16 protein-coding genes are annotated in these 23,747 nt (G+C 64.7%); 10 read left to right on the top strand and 6 right to left on the bottom strand.

All coding sequences use genetic code 11. The annotated features are described in order from the left end of the window. Window positions 1–103: 103 nt before the first annotated feature. Together V3B25_RS10615 and V3B25_RS10620 are read right to left on the bottom strand one after the other, a co-directional pair. Window positions 104–451 (bottom strand): ribonuclease E inhibitor RraB, encoded by a 348-nt coding sequence (locus V3B25_RS10615; protein ID WP_329810642.1) that lies wholly within the window; start codon window positions 449–451, stop codon window positions 104–106. A gap of 22 nt (window positions 452–473) precedes the next feature. Continuing rightward, window positions 474–2,078, bottom strand: coding sequence for a transglycosylase SLT domain-containing protein (locus V3B25_RS10620; RefSeq protein ID WP_071228772.1), 1,605 nt, complete (start codon window positions 2,076–2,078; stop codon window positions 474–476). 122 nt (window positions 2,079–2,200) lie between these two features. Here V3B25_RS10620 and V3B25_RS10625 point away from each other — a divergent pair, with 122 nt between their 5' ends. Together V3B25_RS10625 and greB are read left to right on the top strand one after the other, a co-directional pair. Further along, window positions 2,201–3,706, top strand: coding sequence for a helicase HerA-like domain-containing protein (locus V3B25_RS10625; RefSeq protein WP_329810643.1), 1,506 nt, complete (start codon window positions 2,201–2,203; stop codon window positions 3,704–3,706). Between the two features lie 78 nt (window positions 3,707–3,784). Next, complete coding sequence (gene greB, locus V3B25_RS10630) at window positions 3,785–4,291, top strand: transcription elongation factor GreB (RefSeq protein ID WP_329810644.1); 507 nt, start codon at window positions 3,785–3,787, stop codon at window positions 4,289–4,291. A 158-nt stretch (window positions 4,292–4,449) separates the two neighbouring features. Here greB and V3B25_RS10635 read toward each other — a convergent pair whose 3' ends face one another. Further along, entirely contained in the window at window positions 4,450–5,286 is an 837-nt protein-coding gene (locus tag V3B25_RS10635) for a DUF3025 domain-containing protein (protein WP_329810645.1), read from the bottom strand. Continuing rightward, window positions 5,283–6,644 (bottom strand): 30S ribosomal protein S12 methylthiotransferase RimO, encoded by a 1,362-nt coding sequence (gene rimO / locus V3B25_RS10640; RefSeq protein ID WP_125895847.1) that lies wholly within the window; start codon window positions 6,642–6,644, stop codon window positions 5,283–5,285. The genes V3B25_RS10635 and rimO overlap by 4 nt, the downstream gene beginning before the upstream one ends. 203 nt (window positions 6,645–6,847) lie before the next feature. On the opposite strand from rimO, the gene V3B25_RS10645 reads away from it, so the two are divergent. The 3 genes from V3B25_RS10645 to V3B25_RS10655 are packed head-to-tail and all read left to right on the top strand — an operon-like array spanning window position 6,848 to window position 8,121. Beyond that, on the top strand, window positions 6,848–7,519 hold the full coding sequence (locus V3B25_RS10645) for a dienelactone hydrolase family protein (RefSeq protein ID WP_329810646.1): 672 nt from the start codon (window positions 6,848–6,850) through the stop codon (window positions 7,517–7,519). Beyond that, window positions 7,516–7,938 (top strand): HIT family protein, encoded by a 423-nt coding sequence (locus V3B25_RS10650; protein ID WP_049398714.1) that lies wholly within the window; start codon window positions 7,516–7,518, stop codon window positions 7,936–7,938. Before V3B25_RS10645 ends, V3B25_RS10650 begins: the two co-directional genes overlap by 4 nt. 15 nt (window positions 7,939–7,953) lie before the next feature. Continuing rightward, window positions 7,954–8,121, top strand: coding sequence for a DUF5668 domain-containing protein (locus tag V3B25_RS10655; RefSeq protein WP_005418011.1), 168 nt, complete (start codon window positions 7,954–7,956; stop codon window positions 8,119–8,121). Between the two features lie 96 nt (window positions 8,122–8,217). Here V3B25_RS10655 and dcd read toward each other — a convergent pair whose 3' ends face one another. After that, on the bottom strand, window positions 8,218–8,790 hold the full coding sequence (dcd, locus tag V3B25_RS10660; protein ID WP_010483020.1) for a dCTP deaminase: 573 nt from the start codon (window positions 8,788–8,790) through the stop codon (window positions 8,218–8,220). A 77-nt stretch (window positions 8,791–8,867) separates the two neighbouring features. Then, window positions 8,868–9,722, bottom strand: coding sequence for an iron-sulfur cluster carrier protein ApbC (gene apbC, locus V3B25_RS10665; protein WP_154264098.1), 855 nt, complete (start codon window positions 9,720–9,722; stop codon window positions 8,868–8,870). Between the two features lie 214 nt (window positions 9,723–9,936). Here apbC and V3B25_RS10670 point away from each other — a divergent pair, with 214 nt between their 5' ends. The 5 genes from V3B25_RS10670 to V3B25_RS10690 all read left to right on the top strand — a co-directional run bounded on the left by V3B25_RS10670 (window position 9,937) and on the right by V3B25_RS10690 (window position 23,404). Continuing rightward, window positions 9,937–12,726: a TonB-dependent receptor gene (locus V3B25_RS10670; protein WP_329810647.1), complete on the top strand. Its 2,790-nt coding sequence runs from the start codon at window positions 9,937–9,939 to the stop codon at window positions 12,724–12,726. A gap of 342 nt (window positions 12,727–13,068) precedes the next feature. Then, on the top strand, window positions 13,069–15,876 hold the full coding sequence (locus V3B25_RS10675; RefSeq protein WP_049423807.1) for a TonB-dependent receptor: 2,808 nt from the start codon (window positions 13,069–13,071) through the stop codon (window positions 15,874–15,876). Between the two features lie 168 nt (window positions 15,877–16,044). Further along, the gene (locus tag V3B25_RS10680) at window positions 16,045–18,072 is read left to right on the top strand and encodes a prolyl oligopeptidase family serine peptidase (RefSeq protein WP_049423805.1); all 2,028 of its coding nucleotides are present in this window, start codon (window positions 16,045–16,047) and stop codon (window positions 18,070–18,072) included. 186 nt (window positions 18,073–18,258) lie between these two features. Next, window positions 18,259–21,111, top strand: a complete 2,853-nt coding sequence (locus V3B25_RS10685) for a TonB-dependent receptor (protein WP_329810648.1) — start codon at window positions 18,259–18,261, stop codon at window positions 21,109–21,111. A 190-nt stretch (window positions 21,112–21,301) separates the two neighbouring features. Next, the gene (locus V3B25_RS10690; RefSeq protein WP_329810650.1) at window positions 21,302–23,404 is read left to right on the top strand and encodes a M13-type metalloendopeptidase; all 2,103 of its coding nucleotides are present in this window, start codon (window positions 21,302–21,304) and stop codon (window positions 23,402–23,404) included. Window positions 23,405–23,747 lie beyond the last annotated feature (343 nt).

Consider the following 23,747-nt stretch of genomic DNA (forward strand, 5'->3'; position numbering starts at 1 on the left):
CGGGCGCCCTGCGCGTGCGTTCGGGCCGGCGGCGGGCCCCCCCCGCCCCCCCCCCCCCCCCCCCCCCCGCGCCGCCCCGCGCCCGCCACTACCGGTACGCGCGTTACTGCAGGGCCGGGGCCGGGCCGACGTCCATGCCGTCGTAGTCTTCCACGCCCTTCTCCGCGGCCAGCGCTGCGAATTCCTGGTTGCGGCGGTCAAGCGAGGCTTCGTCGTGGATCTCCACGCGCTCCACATGCAGCACGTGGAACGGCGTGTCGCCCTCTTCCGGATCCTGCTCGAACAATTCCACGAAGGTGTAACCCTGCGCCTGCAGGTGCTGCGCCAGTGCCTGCAACGGCTCGGCAGTGGAGTGCACGAAGAAGTACCCCCACAGCAACGGGCCGGTGATGTCCCAGTCGGTGTTTTCGCGGAGGTTGGCGAACAGGTTGCGGGTGTCTTCGAGGTCCATGCGGATTCCAGGGTCGGGGGGATTACTTGTCGCAGCCCTGCAGCTTCAGCGTCTGGCCGTGGCGCAGGCTGTAGGCCGGGGCCTTCAGGCCATTGGCACGGGCCAGGGTCGGCACGTCGCACTGGAACTTGGCCGCGATGGCGCCCAGGGTTTCACCCCGGCCCACCTTGTGGCTGCGCACCGGCTTCGGGCGCGCCGCCGGGCGCGGCGTGGCCACCGGAGCGACCGGTGTGGTCGGCACGCTGGTGGAGGCCGCGGCGTCGGCCACCGGCACCACGCCGCCCACGGCCACGCTGCCGGTGTAGCTGGCGGCGGTCGGGCGCTTGATCGCCGCGTTCAGATCGGCGGTGATCAGGGTGCGGGCCAGGTCGGCACGCGGGCCACTGACGCAGTTGCGCTGGTACAGGCCGGCAATGCGGGTGGTGGCGTTGATCAGCGTGCCGGCCGGAATCCAGCCATCGGCCTCATAGCGCGGATTGAGATTGCGCAGCGCGCGCATGTAGCCATCACGGGTGCCGTGGCTGCCCAGGCAGATGGTCAGTTCGTAGATGGTGGTGGACTTGGCCAGGCGCAGCGTGGCCGGCTGCGCACTGATCTTCGGCAGCTCCACACCGTACTGCTGCGGGTGCAGGAAGATCCAGGCCGCGGCGATCACCATCGGCACGTAATCCTTGGTTTCACCGGGGAACTGGTTGTAGACGCTGTCGGTCCAGAAACTCTGGCCACCGCTCTGCTTGAACACGCGCGCGGCGCGGCCTTCGCCACCGTTGTAGGCGGCCACCGACATTTCCACGTTGTTGTTCAGTTCGCGCAGGCGCTCGTTGAGGTAACTGGCGCTGGCTTCGGCGGCGCTGCGTGCGTCAAAGCGCGTGTCGAAGCCGGTGCCGTCCGGGCCCAGGCCGAAGCGGCGGCCGGTGGCCGGCATGAACTGCATCAGCCCGGCGGCGCCGGCACGCGAGGAGGCATGCACACGGCCGTTGGACTCCTTGGCCATGATGCCGAACAGCAGCGCCTCCGGCAGACCACGCTTTTCCCACTCCGGCCACATCACCGCGCGCAGGTTCTGGTAGTTCTCGTAGCTGGTCAGCAGCGCCGGGCGCATGTCGGTCAGCCAGCGGCGGATGCCGGCCTGCACCGCCGGGTTGTATTCGACCATGGTGTCGAAGGCATGTCGCTTGTCGTTGAGCAGCGCTGCAGCGCGCGCGGCCTCCGGCACGTCGGCGGTAAGCGGGCCGATATGGTCGGGGTCGGCTTCCAGGCGGTCACCACCTTCATCGGCCACGTCATCGCTGGCAGCGGCATCAGCATCATGCTTGAGCAGGCGCTTGTAGCTGGCCAGCAGGGTGCCCATCTGGCAGCCCTTCTGCTTCACGCAGTCGTTGAGGACATCTTCCATGTCCTCCAGCGCGGCGTCCGCCTCGTTGCTGCCCTTGGGGTCGGCATTGGCGACCAGCAGCAGCGCATCGCTGTAGCGCTTCTCGGCGGCGGTCATGCGCTGCTGCAGCGCATCCACCTTCACCTTGTCCCGGGCCGAAACCCGCTGCGCATGGGCGTCGGGCGCCAGGGAAACCAGGCCGGCCAGGGCCAGCAGCGGCCAACCGCGGGAAATCAGGACAGGAACGGGCATTGATGGCACTGTGTGCGAAACAGGCAGGCAGAGTAGCGGCGCCGCCAAGGTCCGGGCAAGCCGACCTTCGGCCCGTCACCGCCGGCGGTTAACATTGGGCTATTCACCACAAGGGCTGGACCATGGATCCGATTCTGCTCGGCAAAGGCATCACCGACGATATTGCCGTCACCCTGCTGCCGAAACTCGGCAACCGCCACGGCCTGGTGGCCGGCGCCACCGGTACCGGCAAGACCGTGACCTTGATGACCCTGGCCGAGGGCTTCACGCGGCTGGGCGTGCCGGTGTTCCTGGCCGATGTGAAGGGCGATGTGTCCGGCCTGGCCGTGCCCGGCACCGGTGCCGAGAACCTGCTCAAGCGCGCCGCCGAGATCGGCGTGGCCGACTACGCGCCGGCCGCCAGCCCGACCATTTTCTGGGACCTGTACGGCAAGCTCGGCCACCCGGTGCGCACTACGGTCAGCGAAATGGGCCCGACCCTGCTGGCACGCATCCTCGAGTTGAACGACACCCAGGCCGGGGTGCTCGATATCGTATTCAAGCTGGCCGACGATCGCGGCCTGCTGCTGCTGGACATGGATGACCTGCGCGCCCTGCTCGGCCTGGTTGCCGAAGAACGCAAGGACATCTCCACCGAGTACGGCCTGGTCAGCGCGCAGTCCATCGCTGCCATCCAGCGTTCGGTGCTGCGCCTGGCACAGGATGGCGGCGAGAACTTCTTCGGCGAACCGGCCTTGGAACTGGCCGACATCATGCGGGTCAATCACGACGGCCGCGGCGTGATCGGCATCCTCGCCGCCGACCAGCTGGTGCTCAAGCCCAAGTTGTATTCCACCTTCCTGCTGTGGCTGCTGTCGGAGCTGTTCGAGCAGCTGCCGGAGGTGGGCGACCTGGACAAGCCGAAGCTGGTCTTCATCTTCGACGAGGCCCACCTGCTGTTCGACGACGCACCGGCCTCGCTGGTGCAGCGCATCGAGCAGGTGGTGCGCCTGATCCGCTCCAAGGGCGTGGGCGTGTATTTCTGCTCGCAGTTCCCGGACGACGTACCGGGCAACATCCTCGGCCAGCTCGGCAACCGCGTGCAGCACGCACTGCGTGCGTTCACACCGCGCGACCAGAAGGCGGTGAAGACCGCTGCCGAGACCTTCGTGCCGAATCCGAAGCTGGACGTGGCCAAGGTGCTCAGTCAGCTCGGCACCGGCGAAGCACTGGTCTCCACGCTGCAGGACAAGGGCGTGCCGATGCCGGTGCAGCAGACGATGATCGCACCGCCGCGCTGCCGGATGGGGCCGATCACCGAGGCCGAGCGCGCCCAGGTGCGTGCCGGCAGCCCGGTCGGCAGCCGCTACGACACCGCGATCAATCGCGAATCGGCCGCCGAGCTGCTGGCCCAGCGTGCGCAGAAAACCGTCGAGCAGGCGCAGGCTCCCGCCGCCCGCAGCCGCGAGCAGGACGAAGCGCAGGAAGGCGGTTTCGGCCAGGCGATCAAGGATGCGATCTTCGGCACCAAGCGCCGCCAGGGCATGATCGAGACCATGGCCAAGCAGACCACGCGTACCGTCGGCACCAAGCTGGGCAACCAGATCGTTCGCGGCCTGCTGGGTGGCATCTTCGGCGGCAAGCGCTGACCTGCCCTCCCGGGGTCGGAGGCCTTTCCTGTGGAAAGGACCTGGCCCCATCGTTCCCCTGAAAAGAAGTTGCACCACATGTCGCGTTGGCGTCCCCCTGCAGAAAAGAGTACCGCCCTGATCACCGCCTCCGGCCACGCCCGGTTGAAGGCCGAACTGGCTGAGCTGTGGCGTGTGCGCCGCCCCGAGGTGGTGAAGGCGCTGGCCGCTGCTGCAGCGGAAGGTGACCGCTCCGAGAATGCCGAGTACACCTACCGCAAGAAGCAGCTGGGTGAAATCGACCGCCGCGTGCGCTACCTGACCAAGCGGCTGGAATCGCTGCGCGTGGTCGACACCACGCCGACCGATCCGCAGGCGGTGTTCTTTGGTGCGTGGGTGGAACTGGAGAACGTGGACAGTGGCGACACCAGCCGCTATCGCATTGTCGGCCCGGATGAGACCGACGCCGGCCTGGGTTGGATCAGCATCGATTCGCCGCTGGCACGTGCACTGCTGAAGAAGCGGCTGGATGATGAATTCTCGGTGGAGCTGCCCGGCGGCCAGTTCACCTTTGCGGTAATCGGGGTGGAATACGAGCCGTTGTAGAGTCGACTGTCAGTCGACTACCGCGCGAAGCGCGGCACAAACCTCCGCAGCCGGACGGCAAACGCACCGCGATCCTCAATCGCGGTTGATGACTCGCCGAAGCCATCTGTCAGGCGTTCACGGCCTCGGAACGAAGAGCAGTCGACTGACAGTCGACTCTACATAGCCCCGTGCAACGGCGGCGGATACTGGCGGCCGGCACGCAACGGGCGGAAGTACTCGGCATCTGCATAGAAGTCGGCGTCCCGTCTCTCGTGCCAGCCCGGAACTCCAGCCAACGGCAGCGGACGCAACTGCAGGGGATCGGTCACTGCCCTGCCTTCGGCGATGGCCGCGGTCACTGCGTCAACGCAGGTGACATCGGCTCTGCCGTGCACCACCACGCACTTGCCCACCAGCCGGCGGCCCGGCAGCAGCGCCTGCTCCATCAGCGCGTGCCCGAATACCGCAGCGATGGCGATGTCGCCGCTCAGCCAGTGTCTCGATTCGAACAGCGCACACCAGTCGTGCACATCCCAGGCAGCCAGCAGCGTGTGATCGCGCACACGCACGATCACGCCGGTTTCGTCGAACTGGGTCAGTGCCGCCTGCGCGCGGTTGCGCTGACCCGGCGGCATCGCCTCGATATGCCGGCACTGCTGCGCATTGAGCGCCTGCTTGAGCTGCGGGTAGTGGGCCCACACCAGTGCGTTGAACAGGTCATGCCAGTTGTCGGCGCGGGTGGCGATGCGGCCCTGTGCGATGCGGGCTTCGTAGTGCAGGCCGTCGGCCAGCAGCCTGGCATCCTGCTCGACCAGCTGCTTGCCGGGCAGCGCGAGGCGTGCCTCGAGCGCTGCAATGGACGGCCACTCCGGGCCTTCCAACAGATCACGAACGTCGCGCAATCCGGCAAACACCGGGTGCCCGAACACCTGTGGATCGACCGCCGCACGCGGCGGCGGTACGAAGCGGCGGAGGCCGCCCCCGTCACCGGCGGCGGTCGTCGCCGCGGTCACAGCATCTTGAGATCGAATGCCGGGCGGGTGGCGGCCGGCAGCGCGTCACCGTACAGGTCGTGCTCGTCGCTCTCGGTGATGTCCACGTCGACGAACTCACCCACGCGCAACGGCACCTGGTCGGCATTCTGGATGTGCACCAGGCCATCGATCTCCGGGGCATCGGCCTTGGAACGGGCCACCGCGATATCGCCTTCGATGGCGTCGACCAGGCACTGCTGCACGGTGCCGATCTTGGCCTCCAGGCGCGCAGCGGAAATCTGCGCCTGCTTTTCCATGAAACGGGCCAGGCGCTCCTGCTTCACTTCCTCCGGAACCGCATCGGGCAGGTCGTTGGCCGTGGCACCCTCGACCGGCGAATAGGCGAACGCGCCGACGCGGTCCAGCTGCGCTTCGTCGAGGAACGACAGCAGCTCTTCAAATTCGGCCTCGGTCTCGCCGGGGAAGCCGACGATGAAGGTCGAACGCACGGTGATGTCCGGCGCGATACGGCGCCAGTTCTGCACGCGCTCCAGGGTCTTCTCGACCGCGCCGGGGCGCTTCATCAGGCGCAGGATGCGCGGGCTGGCATGCTGGAACGGGATGTCCAGGTACGGCAGGATGCGGTTTTCGGCCATCAGCGGCACCACCTCGTCCACGTGCGGGTACGGGTAGACGTAGTGCATGCGCACCCACGCATCCAGCTCGGACAGGCCTTCGCACAGCGCCTTCAGGCGGGTCTGGTAGGCCTTGTTGCGCCACATCTTCTCGGCGTATTTCACGTCCACGCCGTAGGCCGAGGTGTCCTGCGACACCACCAGCAATTCGCGCACGCCGCCACGCACCAGGCGTTCGGCCTCGCGCAGCACCTCATCGACCGGGCGCGAGACCAGCTTGCCGCGCATCGACGGAATGATGCAGAAGCTGCACTTGTGGTTGCAGCCCTCGGAAATCTTCAGGTAGGCATAGTGACGCGGGGTCAGCTTGATACCGTAGTCGGGCACCAGGTCCACGAACGGATCGTGCTTGGGCGGCAGCGCTTCGTGCACCGCTTCCATCACGCTCTGGTAGTCCTGCGGGCCGGACACCGCCAGCACGTTGGGGTACGCCTCGCGGATCTGCTCCGGGCGCTTGCCCAGGCAGCCGGTGACGATGACCTTGCCGTTCTGGTTCATCGCCTCACCGATCGCGTCCAGCGACTCGGTCACCGCCGAATCGATGAAGCCGCAGGTGTTGACCACCACCACGTCGGCCGAATCGTAGGACGGCACGATGTCGTAGCCTTCCGAGCGGAGCTGGGTAAGGATGCGTTCGGAATCGACAAGGGCCTTCGGGCAGCCAAGGCTGACGAAGCCGACTTTGGGGTTCAGCTGGGACATGGAATCGCGGGACTCTGGGGGCCTGGGCCCCTGCCGTCGTGGCAGGGGTTCCTGGGGGCCGGGGCCTGAAAGGGCGCCAGTATACCGGGGTTGGCGGCCGCGCTCTGAATGGCCAGCCGCCCGATCACGCACAGCCGCTGACACCGCGCTAACCCACGCAGCGCCGACAATGCCGTTCTGTTCCCCGCAACGAGATGGAAACGATGGCCGAGTGGATCACCCTGGATACGCATCACGGCCCGGTACGGGCCTGGCACGCCCTGCCGGAGGGCACCCCGCGTGGCGGGCTGGTGGTGGTGCAGGAAATTTTCGGCGCCAACCCCCACATCCGCGGCGTGGCCGAGCGCTTCGCGGCCGAAGGCTATGCGGTGCTGGCGCCGTCCTTTTTCGACCTGATCGACGGCACAGAAGCCGATCCGGATGCCCTGCCCTATGACGCCGACGGCGTGAAGCAGGGCCTGGAACGGGTGACTGCACTGGGCATGGAGAAGGCGCTGGAGGTGGTCCGTGCCGCAGCGACCCGGCTGGCCCCCTACGGCAAGGTCGGCACGGTGGGCTACTGCTGGGGCGGCACGGTGGCGATGCTGTCGGCCCTGCGCCTGGGCCTGCCCTCGGTCAGCTACTACGGTGCGCGCAACGTCCAGTTCCTGGATGAGACACCCAAGGCCCCGGTGATCTTCCACTTCGGTGCCCAGGACAAGAGCATTCCGCCGGACGCCGTGCAGGCCCATCGCGAGAAGCTGCCGCAGATGGCCACCTTCGTCTATCCGGCCGACCACGCCTTCAACCGGGAGGTCGGACATGCGTATGATCCAGACAGCGCCACCCTGGCGCTGCAACGCACCCTGGACTTCTTCTCGGAGCATCTTGGATGAGCGAATTCGAACTCGATTCACGCCTGGCCACCGATAGCGTGCTGGTGGCGGAAGGACCGTTGTCGCAAGTGCGGCTGATGAACGACGAACGATTCCCCTGGCTGGTGCTGGTACCGCGCCTGGCCGGGGTGACCGAGTGGATCGAGCTGGACGGCGAGCAGCAGGACAAGCTGCGCACCGAGCTCAACCGCGCCTGCAAGGCCCTGAAGGGCGCCGACGGGGTGGAAAAGATCAACATCGGGGCGCTGGGCAACATCGTGCGCCAGCTGCACTTCCATGTGATCGGCCGCCATGACGGCGACCCCGCGTGGCCGGGCCCGGTCTGGGGCAGTGGCCCCGCGCACCGCTACGAGCCGGGTGCGCTGGACCAGCATGTCGCCTACTGGAAGGAACGGCTAGGATATCCAGCCCAGTCCTGAGCGTTTGCCGACCCGATGCGATTCAACCTCGTTGCCGCCGTCCTGCTGATCCTGATCGGCCTGTTCATGCTCGCCAGCAACCTCGGCTGGACGCACCTGAACCTGTCCAAGCTGCTGTTGACCTGGTGGCCGGTGGCACTGGTGGGCGTGGGCATCGCGATGCTGTTCGGTCGCGGGAAATAAGCTGGCGCCGGGCCATGCCCGGCGATCGCAGCGTGTGGCCGCACCCATGAAAACGCCGGGCATGCCCGGCGTTTTCGTCATGCGATGGCGCGCCGCTCAGGTCCGCGGCAGGGTCACGCCGGTCTGGCCCTGGTACTTGCCACCACGATCGCGGTACGACGTCTCGCAGATGTCATCGGCGGCCGCCTGGAAGAACAGCATCTGCGCCACGCCTTCATTGGCGTAGATGCGTGCCGGCAGCGGCGTGGTGTTGCTGAATTCCAGGGTGACGTGGCCTTCCCACTCCGGCTCCAGCGGGGTCACGTTGACGATGATGCCGCAGCGCGCGTAGGTGCTCTTGCCCAGGCACACCACCAGGGTGTCGCGCGGGATGCGGAAGTACTCCACGGTGCGCGCCAACGCGAAGCTGTTGGGCGGGATGATGCATTCATCGCCGACGATATCCACGAAGCTGCCCGGATCGAAGTGCTTGGGATCGACGATGGTCGAGTTGATGTTGGTGAACACCTTGAATTCGCGCGAGCAGCGCACGTCGTAGCCGTAGCTGGAGGTGCCATAGCTGACGATGCGCTCGCCGTTGGCCTGCTTGACCTGCCCGGCCTCGAACGGCTCGATCATGCCGTGCTGCTCGGACATGCGGCGGATCCAACGGTCACTCTTGATGCTCATGCTTTGTCCTGGGGTACGAGGGGGCGCGAGGATTCTAGCAGGGGGCCGGGCGTCGCCGGCGGCCCCTGCCCTGGCACTTACAGCAGCGACGACAGGATCGGGATCGAGGCACGCGGACGCTTGCCAACCTCCTCGATCAGGCGCTGGGCGGCATGGCGGTAGGCCTGGGCCGGGACCGAATCCGGCTGGGCCACGGTGATCGGGGTACCGGAATCGCCCTGCTCGCGGATGCCGATCTGCAGCGGCAACGAACCCAGCAACGGCACGCCGTACTGCGCGGCCATGCGCTCGCCGCCGCCCTCGCCGAACAGGTGCTCGACATGCCCGCAGCTGCTGCAGGTATGCACCGCCATGTTCTCGACGATGCCGAGCACCGGCACCTCGACCTTCTCGAACATCTTCAGCGCCTTCTTCGCATCCAGCGTGGCGATGTCCTGCGGGGTGGTGACGATCACCGCGCCGGCCAGCGGGATCTTCTGGGTCAGGGTCAGCTGGATGTCACCGGTGCCCGGCGGCAGGTCGATCAGCAGGAAATCCAGGTCGTCCCACAGGGTATCGTTGAACAGCTGCGTCATCGCCGAGGTGGCCATCGGGCCACGCCAGATCATCGGCGTGTCCTCTTCGATCAGGTAGCCGATCGACATGGTGTCCACGCCGAACGCACGCAGCGGCTCGATGCTCTTGTTGTCCGGGCTTTCCGGGCGACCGGACAGGCCCAGCATTGCCGGCACGCTCGGCCCGTAGATGTCCGCATCAAGCACGCCCACGCGTGCGCCGAGCTGTTGCAGGGCCACGGCCAGATTGACCGCAGTGGTCGACTTGCCGACGCCGCCCTTGCCCGAACCAACCGCGATCACGTTGCGGATGCGGGCATGCGGCGTAAGTCCCTTCTGGACCTGGCTTGCATGGGGACGGCGGGGAGAACTGTTCACAACGAGCACCGGCGGGGTCAGGGGGAATAACCGAGCATCATACAAGCTGGACGTAACCTGACTGAAATTCAGGATTGCTACAGATTCGTGCACAGATTGTTAAGTTCATGTTACGTTCGACCCGCACTGTTTTGGGCTGCGGAGCTGGCATTTCCAGCCCGCGCGATGGCGCATGCGCAGTGCCGTTTTTGTTTTTGCTCTCCAATGGAACTACATGAACTACGTAAGCAACACCGCACGTCGCAACACGCTCGCCGTCGCCCTGATTTCCGCTCTGATGGCCGCCGCCCCGGCAATGGCCCAGGACAAGGCGACCAACCTGGACAAGATCACCGTCACCGGTTCGCTGATCCCGCAGACCCAGGTTGAAACCCAGACCCCGGTGATGTCCATCACCGCCCAAGACATCCAGACCCGCGGCTTCAGCAGTGTTGCTGAAGTGCTGCAGCAGTCGTCGCTGACCACCGGCGGCCTGCAGGGTGGCCAGACCTCGGGTTCGTTCACCCAGGGCGCCGAAGCTGCCGGCATGTTCGGCCTGAACCCGGGCTACACCAAGTACCTGATCAACGGCCGCCCGATGCTCTCGTATCCGGCGCTGTACAACGGCAGCGAAACCTTCAACAACATCAGCGGCATTCCGATCGACATCGTCGAGCGCATCGAAGTGCTGCCGGGCGGCCAGTCCTCGCTGTACGGCTCGGACGCAATCGCCGGTGTGGTCAACATCATCCTGAAGGAGCGCATGGACGGCGGCACCATGACCCTCCGTGGCGGCACCTACACCGAAGGCGGTGGCAGCAACATCCGCTTCAGCGCCGCCAAGGGCATCAACGCCTTCGACGACCGCTTCCATGCACTGTTCAACGTGCAGATCGAGAACGGCAGCCCGATCTGGGGCTACCAGCGCGACATCACCCGCCAGAACAACCCGGTCGGCTACACCGCCCAGGTTCCGTCGAACGACTTCGCCGTCATCACCAACGCTGACAACAAGCTGCTGATGATGGACCCGAGCCGTTGCGCGAACGTCGCTGGGCTGTATGACGGCACCACCGTGGTCGGCCAGCGCCAGTCGGGCGAGTCCTGCGGTTCGGTGTACAGCGCCGGCTACAAGACCCTGAAGAACGGCAAGAACAGCGGCCAGTTCTACTCGTCGATGACCTTCGACGTGAACGACAACTTCCAGCTGTTCGCCGATGTGCTGTACAGCAAGGAAAAGACCGAGTTCACCTCCGGCTCCAGCGCCCTGTGGTGGGGCACCAAGTCGGTCATGGGCGGCTTCTACGACCAGGGCCTGGGCAAGGTCGTGAACCTGCAGCGCGCCTTCGCGCCGGAAGAAATCGGCCCGGGCCACTACAACAACATCATGAACTCCGACGAAAGCCGTGCCTACCAGGTCACCCTGGGCGGCAAGGGCATGGCCGGCGACTGGGACTACAGCGCCAGCTTCACCCGTGGTGAGTACCGCCTGGACCAGAACCGCTTCGTGCGCTGGAAGGACAAGATCGAAGATTTCTTCGGCCAGACCGTGCTGGGCCCGCGCCTGGGCACCTCGGCTGGCGGCTTCGGCATCTACAACCCGGACTACGCGGCCTTCTACTCGCCGATCACTCCGGACCAGTTCGCCAGCTTCACCGGCTACGGTACCCATCGCAGCAAGACCTGGCAGAACCTGGGCCGCGTGCAGGTGACCAACGGCTCGCTGTTCAGCCTGCCGGGCGGTGACGCCGGCCTGGCCGTCGTGCTGGAAGGTGGCAGCGAAGGTTGGGACTACTCGCCGGACCAGGCGTTCGTCAAGGGCAACGTATGGGGCACCACCGCCGTCGCCGGTGCCGGCCACCGCAGCAACTACGCGGTCACCAGCGAGCTGCGCATGCCGCTGCACGACAAGCTGACCGTCAGCGCGTCGGGCCGCTATGACGCCTTCAAGATCGCCGACAAGACCGTCGACAAGGCCACCTACAGCATCGGTCTGGAATTCCGTCCGATCGAGAGCCTGCTGCTGCGCGGCAAGTACGGTACCGCCTTCCGCGCGCCGACCCTGTCCGATGCCTTCCAGGGCATGAGCGGTTCGTACTCGTCCGGCCAGAACGACTACTACCGCTGCAGCCAGCTGGGCTACGGCCTGCGTGACGAGGCCTGCTCGTTCTACAAGAACACCTCGGTGTACAGCGAAAAGTCCGGCAACCCGGACCTGAAGCCGATCACCGCCGACGTCTGGAGCGCAGGCGTGGTATGGGCCCCGGTCAGCAACTTCTCGCTGTCGGCCGACTACTACAACTGGAAGATCAAGAACGAGGTCAAGACCCTCAGCAGCGACCAGCTGCTGCTGGCCGAGTACCAGTGCCACAACGGCCTGCCGAACAACACCTCGGCCAGCTGCGGTGACGTGACCAACTGGGTGTCCCGCGATGCCGGTGGCAACCTGACCCGCGTGTACACGCCGAAGCTCAACGTTGCCAGCCAGAACCTGGAAGCGGTGACCGTGGCGGCCAAGTACCAGCAGGATATCGGCCGCTTCGGCTCGCTGATGTTCTCCGGCAACTACACCAACATGCTGAAGCGTGAAGTGCAGCCGATGCCGGGTGCCGCCAAGCTGGATCTGCTGAGCGATCCGTACAACATGTGGTACTACGACAACTTCGCCAAGGTCCGCGGCGATCTGTCGGTGGCCTGGAACATCGCCAAGTTCACCACCACCGTGTACGCCAACTACGTCGGCAGCACCCCGAACTACCTGGCCTACACCGGCCGCAGCTACGGCTACGTCCACTCCTCCGGCGCCAAGGCCGGCAAGTGGGGTTCGTACACCACGTACAACCTGAGCATGAACTACCAGGCACAGGAAGATCTGGTCCTGTCGCTGATGGTCAACAACGTGTTCAACAAGCTGCCGGAAGGCCAGCGCTACAACTACCCGGGCAACGAATCGACCCCGTTCAATGACGGCTTCTACAGCGTCTACGGCCGCCAGATCTCGGCCCAGGTCAAGTACAACTTCTGATCCCGTCGTTTTCCGGATTTCGTGTCTGGACCAGGCCCCGCTTCGGCGGGGCCTTTTTTTTGGTTCCAGGAAGCCTTCGGTAAAGCATTGATGCAGAAGCAGCAAATGCACTACGAAAGAATGCCCTTCATATCGCCATCTTTTGAAACACGCCAAAACAATTGGCGTTAGTCATTGATATATCGCCATTTTTCAGGCAAAAGCCCGATTGACGAAATGACGATCGTGTGTTCCCTGCGTTAAGTGCGTGTTACGGTCCGGCTGAATGGAATGCAACTGAACAGATCGTTAAGCCGACACGGAAGCCGGTAGCCAAGACATCGCTAACTACGGGGATTTTCCATGTCTCGCCATCGTTCCACACTCTCGCGCCACCCACTGACGCTCGCCCTGCTCGGCACACTGCTCGCCTCCGGCACGGCCCTGGCGCAAAGCGGCAATGCACCGACCCAGCTTGACCGCGTGACGGTCACCGGTTCGCTGATTCCGCAGACCGAGATCGAGAACCACACGCCGGTCCTGACCGTGACCGCAGAGGACATCCAGACCCGCGGCTTCACCAGCGTTGCCGATGTCCTGCAGCAGTCCTCGCTGTCCACTGGCGGCCTGCAGGGTGGCCAGACCTCGGCCTCGTTCACCCAGGGCGCCGAAGCCGCCGGCATGTTCGGCCTCAGCCCGGGCTACACCAAGTACCTCATCAACGGCCGCCCGATGCTTTCATATCCGGCGCTGTACAACGGCGGCGATACGTTCAACAACATCAGCGGCATTCCGATCGACATCGTCGAGCGCATCGAGATCCTGCCGGGCGGCCAGTCCTCACTGTATGGCTCCGATGCGATCGCTGGCGTGGTCAACATCATCCTCAAGGAACGCATGGATGGTGGCGTCCTCAACGTCCGTGGCGGCGCCTACAGCGAAGGCGGCGGCAACAGCTTCCGCTTCAGCGGCGCCCGCGGCTTCAATGGTGTCGATGACCGCTTCCACGCGCTGGTCAACGTGCAGTACGAAAAGACCAGCCCGATCTGGGGCTACCAACGCGATCTGACCAAGGTCAACAATCCCGACGGCTACAGCCCGCAGTACGTCTCCAACGATTTCCTGGTGCTGCTGCCGGCGGCCAACAACGCCTACGCCATGATGGATCCGAACCTGTGCGCCAACGTCGCCGGGCAGTTCGATGGCACCACCGTGCTCGGCACCCGGCCCACCGGCCAGGCATGCGGCTCGACCTATGGCACCGGCTACAAGACCATCAAGAACGGCAAGGAAAGCGCGCAGATCTACAGCTCTGCCACCTTCGACGTGAATGACAATTTTCAGCTGTTCGGCGATGCGCTGTACAGCCTGGAAGAGGTCAAGTACGCGACGGGTTCCGGCTACACCTGGTGGGGCACCTCTTCCGGTTGGGGCCGCTTCTACGACCAGGCCAGCGGCCAGTACATGAACCTGCAGCGCGTGTTCGCCCCGGAAGACATCGGCGGCGCCGGCTACCGCGACATCATGAACACCGACCGCAACAAGGCCTATCAGGTGACGCTGGGCGGCCGCGGCACGGCCGGCAACTGGGACTACAGCCTCAGCTTCACCCGCGGCGAGTACAAGCTGACCGAGCGCAACTTCGTGCGCTGGAATGACCCGATCAACGATTACTTCGAACAGCGCGTGCTCGGCCCGGTGCTGGGAACCACCAGCACCGGCTACGACATCTACAGCCCGAACTGGGAAGCGTTCTACGCGCCGCTGCCGGCCGGTGACTTCCAGACCTTCACCGGCTACAGCTACAGCCAGAGCCGCACCTGGCAGAACCTGGCCCGTGCACAGGTCACCAATGGTTCACTGTTCAAGCTGCCCGGCGGCGACGCCGGCCTGGCCGTGGTCGTTGAAGGTGGAAGCGAAGGCTGGGACTACAGCCCCGATCCGGGCCTGATGGATGGCAGCGTCTGGGGCACCACGGCGGTCTCCGGTGCTGGCCACCGCAGCAACTATGCGGTGACCGGCGAACTGCGCCTGCCCCTGCATGACATGCTGACGGTGACCGGTTCCGGTCGCTACGACGCCTTCAAGATCGGCAGCAATACCGTCGACAAGTCCACCTACAGCATCGGCGTCGAGTTCCGTCCGATCGAAAGCCTGCTGTTCCGCGGCAAGTACGGTACGGCGTTCCGCGCTCCAACGCTGTCCGACGCGTTCCAGGGCCGTAGCGGCTACTACGCCAACGGCTCCACCGACTACTACCGCTGCGGCCAGTTGGGCTACGACCCGGCCAACACCACCGGTTGCCCGTATGACAGCGTCTCGGTGTTCGGCACCCGCGCCGGCAATCCGGACCTGGAACCGATCACCGCCGACGTCTGGAATGCAGGTGTTGTGTGGGCACCGATCAACAACCTGTCGCTGTCGGTGGACTACTACAACTGGAAGATCAAGAACGAGGTCGATACGCTCAGCTCCGACCAGCTGCTGCTGGCTGAGTACTACTGCCGTGGCGGCCAGGCCAACAACACCTCGGCCAGCTGCCAGAACGTCAACGACTGGATCACCCGCGATGCGTCCGGCGTGCTGGACGAGATCTATACCCCGAAGATGAACGTCGCCCGCCAGAACCTGGAAGCGCTGACCGCCAGCTTCAAGTACGTGCACGACATGGGCCGCTTCGGTTCGCTTCAGTTCTCGGGCAACTACACCGACATGCTCAAGCGCGAACTGCAGCCGCAGCCGGGCGATGAGTTCCTGGACCTGCTGCGTGACCCGTACGCGATGTGGGTGTACGACTCGTACGCCAAGGTGCGCGCCGATGGTTCGGTCGGCTGGGCCAAGGACAAGTGGACCACCACCCTGTACGCCAACTACATTGGCAAGACGCCGAACTACATGGCGTACGTGGGCAATGGCTACGACTACGTCCACAGCTCCGGCTACAAGGCAGGCAAGTGGGGCTCCTACACCACTTACAACCTGAGCGTGAACTACCGTGCGTTGGACAACCTGACCCTGTCGCTGATGGTCAACAACGTGTTCAACAAGATGCCGGACAACCAGCGCTTCAGCTTCGCCGGCACCAGCGGCCAGCCGTACAACAATTACCTGTACAACGCCTACGGGCGTGCCATCTATGTGCAGGCCAAGTACGAGTTTGGCGATCACTGATCCAGGCCCTTGCCGCACCAAAGACCCCGCCCCGGCGGGGTCTTTTTTTGCTGGCCGTCCCTCCAGGGCGTGACGCGCGCCCGGGCATTCACGCCAAGTTGACTGGATTCACGTCTTCGTTCATCTTCAGGTCATATTGATGTGCCCGCCACAAGGACCCTGCCGACCATGGAACTGCGCTTGTCCCCCGCCCGCCTTGGCGCCGCCGCACTGGCGGCGCTGTGCATTGCCCCTGCCCTCGCAAGCCCTCTGCCAGCCGAGGATTTCGCCAAGATCCCCACCATCCAGTCGGTCACCATGAGCGCCGACGGCAAGCAGCTGGTCGCGATCGTCGCCGCGCCCGGCAGCGACAACAGCGATACCGCCCTGGCCAACTGGAACCTGGATAACCTCGGCGCCGGCCCGGTCGCCATCACGCCATCCGGTGACCGGATGAAGTTCATCGCGGCGAGCGCACTGAAGGCGGGACGCAACCTCGTCATCGGGCGCCAGGAATGGACAGGCAAACTCGGCGGCTGCGGTGAAGGCAACAGTACGGGAGCCACCAAGACCTTCCTGACCAAGGCCTACCTCACCGACGCCACCCAGACCAAGTTCGACGAGGCTTTCGCCAACAACACCCGCACGCTCGGGGTCAGCCCCGAGACCCTTCGCTGCCTCGAACTTGCGGGTACCGCCTCGCTCGTCCATGGGCTGCCGCTGGATGCAGACAGGGTCATCATCAGCCAGCTCAATGAGGCCACGCTGCAGGCCAACTACTACCGCTTCAACCTGCGCACGGGCCAGACCGAACTGCTGTTCAAGGGCAGCTCCCGCACGTCACCCGGCCTGTTCCATCCCCGCACAGGTGAAGTCCTTACCCAGACCCAGGTCGAATCCGCCGGCTCCGACGATTTCGAACAACGCATTCTGATCAAGAACAGCGCCGGCCAGTTCGAAGTGCACGCCCCCCTGACCACCCGACTGAGCGAACGCTATACGGTGGAAGTCGTCGGCATAGACGATGACAGCGGCAAGCTGTACGTGCTGACCGACCAGTTCTCGGATCTGGTGCAGGCGCGACTGTACGATCCTGCCAAAAAGGAGTTCGACAAGGAGCCTCTGGCCGCCCATCCCTCCTTCTCGATCAGTTCACTGATCCTGGGCACGCGCAAGAGCAACTTCAACCAGGTCCTCGGCTTCTATATCGACGGTCCGCAGCGACAGGCCGTGTACGTGGATCCGCAGATGAAGGCCCTGCAGGAGGGCCTGCAGAAAGCCTATCCCGGCCTGAGCATCTACATCACCGGCTACAACGACGACCTTTCGCGCGTCCTGTTCACCACGGAAAGCAACCGCAACCCGAAGAGCTACTTCATCCTGGCCGATCGCAAGGATGTCGTGCCACTCGGCAATGAGCGCCCCTGGGTGGACAGCAAGCAGATCGGTGAACAACGCTGGGTGACCTACACCGCACGCGATGGGCTGCAGATTCCAGCGATTCTGGATCTCCCGCCGGGCTGGAAGCAGGGCGACGGCCCGCTGCCGGCACTCGTTCATCCGCACGGCGGGCCGTGGGCACGCGACTACACCGGCTGGGATGAATCCGGCTGGGTGCCGTTCTTCACTTCGCGCGGCTACGCCGTGTTGCGCCCTCAGTACCGCGGCAGCGCCGGCCTTGGCCGCAAGCTCTGGCTGGCAGGTGACGCCGAGTGGGGCCAGAAGATGCAGGACGACAAGGATGACGGCGCCGCCTGGCTCGTCTCACAGGGCATCGCCGCCAAGGACCGCATCGCGATCTTCGGCTATTCCTACGGCGGCTTCGCGGCTGCCGCCGCGACAGTGCGCAGCCCCTCCCCCTACCAGTGCGCCATCGCTGGCGCCCCGGTCACCGATCTTGGCCGGCTGGGCACCTCCTGGAGCCAGAACCGCCTGCAACGCATTCTGCAGGGGCGCACGGTGAAGGGCATGGACCCGATGCAGAACACTGCGAAGGCCACGATTCCTCTGCTGACCTTCGTCGGCGACCGTGACGTACGCACGCCGTCCTTCCATGCGAGGAACTTCTACAACGGCGTACAGGGCAAGGTCCCAGCCCGGTTCGAGCTGATCCCCGACATGCCGCACAGCATGCCGTGGTACCCCGCGCACTTCCGGACGACATTGACGCTCATGGCCGACTACCTGAGCAAGGATTGCGGCCCCGGCGGCCTCTGATCCCTCCCCGGGCACCCTCGCTTTCACCAAGCCCCTGCCGGCCAGGCAGGGGCTTTTTCATGCCCCAAATACTGAATTTCCCTATAACAACAGCAAGTTAAGAGATTTCAATATTCATGTTGCATTTACTTTACGCGACTCATACACTCCATTAACCGAAGCATAACAAGTGGGGATCAAACCGAAATGCGCAACGCCAACCGCCAATCTAAGCCAAGCCGCGTCCCGTTGACTCTTGCTGTGCTGGCCTGCCTGCAGGTCGCACCGGCTCTGGCCCAGGAATCCACCCAGCAGGAAGCAAAGGCGTCAAGCAGCTCAAGCACTTCCACCCGCGCAACCGATCTTGACAAGGTCACAGTCACCGGCTCCCTGATCCGCCGTGCGGACTACGAGACCACTTCGCCGGTGTTCACCATCAACGCCGAAACCAACGCGAAGCAGGGCCAGGTCAACGTGGCCGAGTTCCTGCAGAAGTCGGCCATCGGTTCGGCCGAAACCCAGATCACCCACCAGTTCGGCGGCTTCGTCGTGGACGGCGGCACCGGCGTACAGACCGTGTCGCTTCGCGGCCTGGGCGCCAACCGCACCCTGGTGCTGCTCGATGGCCAGCGCCCCGGCCCGGCCGGTACTCGTGGCGCCGTCGGCGCCTTCGACCTGAACGTCATTCCCACCGCCATCCTGCAGCGTGCCGAGATCGTGAAGGACGGTTCGTCCTCGATCTATGGTTCCGACGCCGTGGCCGGTGTGGTCAACCTGATCACCAAGAAGAACATCGAGCGCCCGGAGCTGACCGTTACCGGCCGCGTCCCGACCGAAGGCGGCGGTGAAGTGTTCTCGGCGTCGCTGGCCAATGGCTGGAACTTCGAGAAGGGCAGCATCATCGCTGCCGTCGAGTGGTATCAGCACAACGAGCTGACCCGTGGCGACCGCGACTTCCTCAACTGCAGCAACGACCTGGTCAAGGACGCCGACGGCAACCGCATCGACCGCGAAGATCGTTCGCTCAATGCCGGTACGCCGCTGGCCAACTGCGTCAACATGCTGCACAACGTGGTCGACATCGGCAGCACCCGCTATGTGCCGTCGGGTGATGGCACCACTGTCGGCCCGCTGCCGGGCTACCGCCCGCGCAAGACCCAGAGCTACGCGCGCGGCCAGGCCTTCTTCGATGAGCCGGTGAACTTCGCGCGCTGGGGCCAGGGCCACATCATCAACAAGCAGGAGCGGAAGACCGCCTACGTGGCCACCGACTTCGGCTTCGATTCGGTCAACTGGAAGACCCAGTTCCTGTTCAACCGTCGCGAAACCGAGACGTTCTCCTGGCGCCAGTTCTTCCCGTATGCCTACATCCCGGGTACCGAGATCGTCGCCAACCCGGTGATGCTGTTCAAGTCCCAGCAGGATGTCACCGTCGATTACTTCTACGCCGCCACCAAGCTTGACGGCCTGTTCAAGGGCACCGACACCTGGGCGTGGGAAGTCAACGCGAACTTCAGCCACTCCAGTGGCAAGTACGGCAATCTGGCCATCCAGGCCTCCAAGAGCGGCGACCTGGACTACACCGACGCGCCGCCGGCGGTGAACTACTTCGACCCGGACTACCTGAGCGGCCGCAAGGTCGACGAGCTGGTCGACAAGCTCGGTGCGTGGGACTGGGGCAAGACCACTTACAAGCAGGCTACCATCAACGCCATCGTCAGCGGCGACCTGTTCGAGATGCCGGCCGGTGCGGTCGGTTTTGCGGGCGGCCTGGAATACCGCTATTACTCGCTCAACGACCAGCCGAGCGAACTGTCCCGCACTGGCGACATCTGGGGCTCGTCCTCGGCTGATGTGACCAAGGGCAACGACAAGGTCAAGGAAGCCTTCGTCGAGTTCGACGTGCCACTGCTGAAGGGCCTGCCGGCAGTGGAATCGCTGAGCCTGAACGCCTCGGGTCGCGTGTTCAAGTACGACAACGTTGCCGATTCGGACAATGTCTGGAAGATCGGCCTGAACTGGCAGGTCATTCCGTCGCTGCGTCTGCGCGGTTCGATCGGCACCTCCTACCGCGCGCCGGGCCTGTACGAGCTGTACCTTGGCAACGAGACTGGTTTCTTCCAGCAGGCGAACGATCCGTGCGTACGCTGGGGTGAAAGCTCCAATACCAATTACCAGGCCAACTGTGCGGCCGCAGGTATCCCGGCCGACTATGCCGGCGGCGGCAGCAGCGGCACGGTGTACCGCCAGGGCGGTGGTAATTCGCTGATTCCGGAAACTTCGCGTGCGAAGACCGCCGGTATCGTGTTCACCCCGACCTTCGCCAACCTGAGCGTGGCCATCGATTACTTCGACTACGAAGTGAGCAATGAAATCGCGCAGCTGGGCAGCACCAACGTCATGCGTGGCTGCTACGGCGGCACGGTGTACCCGAACAGCTACTGCGATCTGCTGACCCGCAATCCGGCCAGTGCTACCCAGCCGTATGCGGTGACCCAGATCCAGAACAAGTTCATCAACATCAACAAGCAGCGCACCCGTGGCTACGACCTGACCGCAAACTTCGACCACGATTTCTCGTTCGGCAAGTTCTCGGCCGAGACCCAGGTCACCTACACGATCGAAGACACCCAGGAAGTGTTCTCCAGCGCAGCTGCGAGCGGCCTGGAATCCTCGGAGCTGCTGGGTGACATCGGCCGTCCGAAGGTGGTGGGCAACCTGGCGCTGAGCCTGACCCGTGGTGACTGGTCGTACAACTGGCTGACCACCTACATCCACAAGACCGAAGACATCGATCTGAGCCCGGTGTTCACCTACCAGGGTCGTCCGAACTCCTATCGTGACATCGTGGCCGACTCGCGCATCTACCACACCGCTTCGGTCAGCTACGCGCAGGCCGATTGGGAAATCCTGGTGGGCGTCAGCAACATCTTCAACAAGACCCCGCCGTTGGTTTCCATCGGTGTCGCCGATTCCCGCTACGGCAACGTACCGGCCTTCGCCACCCAGTACGACTACTACGGCCGCACCCCGTTCGTGCGTCTGAAGTACAAGTTCTGATCCACGCCTTATCGCAGTACCCCGACAGACCCGGCTTTTGCCGGGTCTGTCTTTTCCGGCCCACGAAGCGGCCCCCTTGCGCCCGGCCATGACCTTCGACACCCTTGCAGGGCAGGCCGGCGGCGTATTGTTCGGCCCACGGCCGTCCCCGCGGCCCTTCCCTGACTCACTCGGCCTGGAGGCCATCAAAGTGACCCGTACTCCCAAGATCGTGCTGCTGACCCTGGCCGTTTCGGCCGCGCTGGTCGGCTGCGGCAAGAACGAAACCCCGGCCAAGGATGCCACCGCCTCCACGCCGGCTGCGGCCGAAGCCGCCAACTACACGCTGGACGAGAGCAAGCTGCCGGCCTACAACGCCTTCCAGCCCAGCGATCTGGATGCCAGCAAGGACGCCTGTGGCGCCTTCGGCGACTACGTGAACAGCAAGTGGCTGGCCGCCAATGAAATTCCGGGCGACCGCACCAGCTGGGGCGCGTTCACCATCCTCGACGAGCGTTCGGTGGCCGTGCAGCACCAGCTGGCTGAACAGGTCGCGCAGGTCAAGAACCCGAACCGTATCGAGAAGATCGTCGGCGACCTGTGGGCCACCGGCATGGACGAAGCCAAGATCAATGCCCAGGGCATCGAGCCGCTGAAGGCCGACCTCACCGCGATCGACGGCCTGCAGGACAAGGCGGCCATCGCCGACTACCTGCGCAGCAGCGCGGCCAAGGGTGACAACGTCCTGTTCGGCTTCGGCGCTGAAGCCGACTTCAAGAACTCGGCCGTGAACCTGGCCTACGCCAGCCAGGGCGGCCTGGGCCTGCCGGACAGCACCTACTACACCGATGCCAAGAACGCCGACAAGCTGAAGGCCTACCAGGCACACGTCGCCAAGGTGCTGGAGCTGTCCGGCGTCGCCGCTGCCGACGCTGCCAAGCAGGCCGAGGACGTGGTCAAGTTCGAGACCCGCCTGGCCAAGGCCTCCAAGTCGCGCGTCGAGCTGTCGCGCAACGTCGAGCTGTACTACAACCCGGTCACCCTGGCCGACGCTGACAAGCTGACCCCGAACTTCAGCTGGACCGAGTTCTTCAAGTCGCAGGGCGTAGCCGCGCCGGAGAAGTTCTCGCTGGCCATGCCGGCCTTCCATGAGGAAGTGAGCAAGGCGCTGGGCGATACCGATCCGTCGGTGTGGCGCGCCTACCTGCGCTTCCACACCGTGGACAGCGCCTCGCCGTACCTGGCCGATGCCTTCGTGCAGGAGAACTACGAGTTCTACGGCAAGACCCTCAACGGCCAGAAGGAACAGAAGCCGCGCTGGAAGCGCGTGCTGGGCACCATCGAGAACGACGCCGGTGAAGCCTTCGGCCAGCTGTACGTGAAGGTTGCCTTCTCGCCGGAAGCCAAGGCGAAGATGGAAGAGCTGGTGAAGAACCTGGCCGCCTCGCTGAAGGAACGCATCCAGGGCCTGAGCTGGATGAGCGATGAAACCAAGGCCAAGGCCATCGCCAAGTGGGAAACCTTCACTCCGAAGATCGGTTACCCGGACAAGTGGCGTGACTGGGCGGGCCTGCAGACCCAGCGCGACAGCTACCTGGGCAATGTGCGCGCGGCCAGTGAGTTCAACTACAAGTTCAACCTGTCCAAGATTGGCAAGCCGGTGGACAAGACCGAGTGGGGCATGACCCCGCAGACGGTCAACGCCTACTACAACCCGCTGCAGAACGAGATCGTGTTCCCGGCCGCCATCCTGCAGCCGCCGTTCTTCGATCCGAAGGCCGACGACGCACTGAACTATGGCGGCATCGGTGCGGTGATCGGCCACGAAATGACCCACGGTTACGATGACCAGGGTGCACGCTTCGGGCCGACCGGCAACATGGAAGACTGGTGGACTGCCGCTGACAAGAAGAACTTCGAAGGCTTGACCGGCAAGCTGGTCAAGCAGTTCGACCAGTACAAGGTCGACGGCCAGGCCGTGAACGGTCACCTGACCCTGGGCGAGAACATCGCCGACCTGGGCGGCCTGGCTACCGCCTACGACGCCCTGCAGAAGGCCTCCGCCGGCAAGGAAGATGCAAAGGTCGATGGCTTCACCCGCGACCAGCGCTTCTTCTTCAACTGGGCCACCGTGTGGCGCACCAAGTACACCCCGGAAAACGCCAAGGTCCGCCTGGCCACCGACCCGCACGCGCCGGCGCAGTTCCGCGCCATGGGTGCGCCGTCGAACCTGCCGACCTTTGCCGCGGCCTTCCAGTGCAAGGCCGGTTCGCCGATGGCCCGCGCCGGCGAGCAGCAGGTGGTGATCTGGTAAGCCCTGGCTGATGCCAAGGTAGACCTGCAGAGGCCCGGGAATTCCCGGGCCTTTGTTTTTGCGGCGCCCGTCATCCACGCATGGCGTGGATCTGCTGCGCCTGTGCAGGCCCACGCCGTTGGTAGATGCCGACCTTGGTCGGCGTATGGCACGGCGGAGCCACCGTGATGCGTGCATGCGGTGTCGATGCCACACACCCGGTAGCGCCGGGCCATGCCCGGCGGATGCGCCGTGATGCGTGCATGCGGTGTCGATGCCACGCACCCGGTAGCGCCGGGCCATGCCCGGCGGATGCGCCGTGATGCGTGCATGCCGCGCCCATGCGCGGCTTGCTATAGTGCGC

The sequence above is a fragment of the Stenotrophomonas sp. SMYL8 genome, from assembly GCF_036320065.1.
Lineage (GTDB): Bacteria > Pseudomonadota > Gammaproteobacteria > Xanthomonadales > Xanthomonadaceae > Stenotrophomonas > Stenotrophomonas maltophilia_A.

Excerpts from the sequence above, each read along its gene's own strand:
- dcd (WP_010483020.1), bottom strand. The coding sequence starts at position 8,790 with ATGAGCATCAAGAGTGACCGTTGGATCCGCCGCATGTCCGAGCAGCAC.
- V3B25_RS10675 (WP_049423807.1), top strand. The coding sequence starts at position 13,069 with ATGTCTCGCCATCGTTCCACACTCTCGCGCCACCCACTGACGCTCGCC.
- V3B25_RS10655 (WP_005418011.1), top strand. The coding sequence starts at position 7,954 with ATGCGATTCAACCTCGTTGCCGCCGTCCTGCTGATCCTGATCGGCCTG.
- V3B25_RS10670 (WP_329810647.1), top strand. The coding sequence starts at position 9,937 with ATGAACTACGTAAGCAACACCGCACGTCGCAACACGCTCGCCGTCGCC.
- V3B25_RS10625 (WP_329810643.1), top strand. The coding sequence starts at position 2,201 with ATGGATCCGATTCTGCTCGGCAAAGGCATCACCGACGATATTGCCGTC.
- V3B25_RS10620 (WP_071228772.1), bottom strand. The coding sequence starts at position 2,078 with ATGCCCGTTCCTGTCCTGATTTCCCGCGGTTGGCCGCTGCTGGCCCTG.
- rimO (WP_125895847.1), bottom strand. The coding sequence starts at position 6,644 with ATGTCCCAGCTGAACCCCAAAGTCGGCTTCGTCAGCCTTGGCTGCCCG.
- V3B25_RS10680 (WP_049423805.1), top strand. The coding sequence starts at position 16,045 with ATGGAACTGCGCTTGTCCCCCGCCCGCCTTGGCGCCGCCGCACTGGCG.
- greB (WP_329810644.1), top strand. The coding sequence starts at position 3,785 with ATGTCGCGTTGGCGTCCCCCTGCAGAAAAGAGTACCGCCCTGATCACC.
- V3B25_RS10650 (WP_049398714.1), top strand. The coding sequence starts at position 7,516 with ATGAGCGAATTCGAACTCGATTCACGCCTGGCCACCGATAGCGTGCTG.
- V3B25_RS10615 (WP_329810642.1), bottom strand. The coding sequence starts at position 451 with ATGGACCTCGAAGACACCCGCAACCTGTTCGCCAACCTCCGCGAAAAC.
- V3B25_RS10685 (WP_329810648.1), top strand. The coding sequence starts at position 18,259 with ATGCGCAACGCCAACCGCCAATCTAAGCCAAGCCGCGTCCCGTTGACT.
- V3B25_RS10645 (WP_329810646.1), top strand. The coding sequence starts at position 6,848 with ATGGCCGAGTGGATCACCCTGGATACGCATCACGGCCCGGTACGGGCC.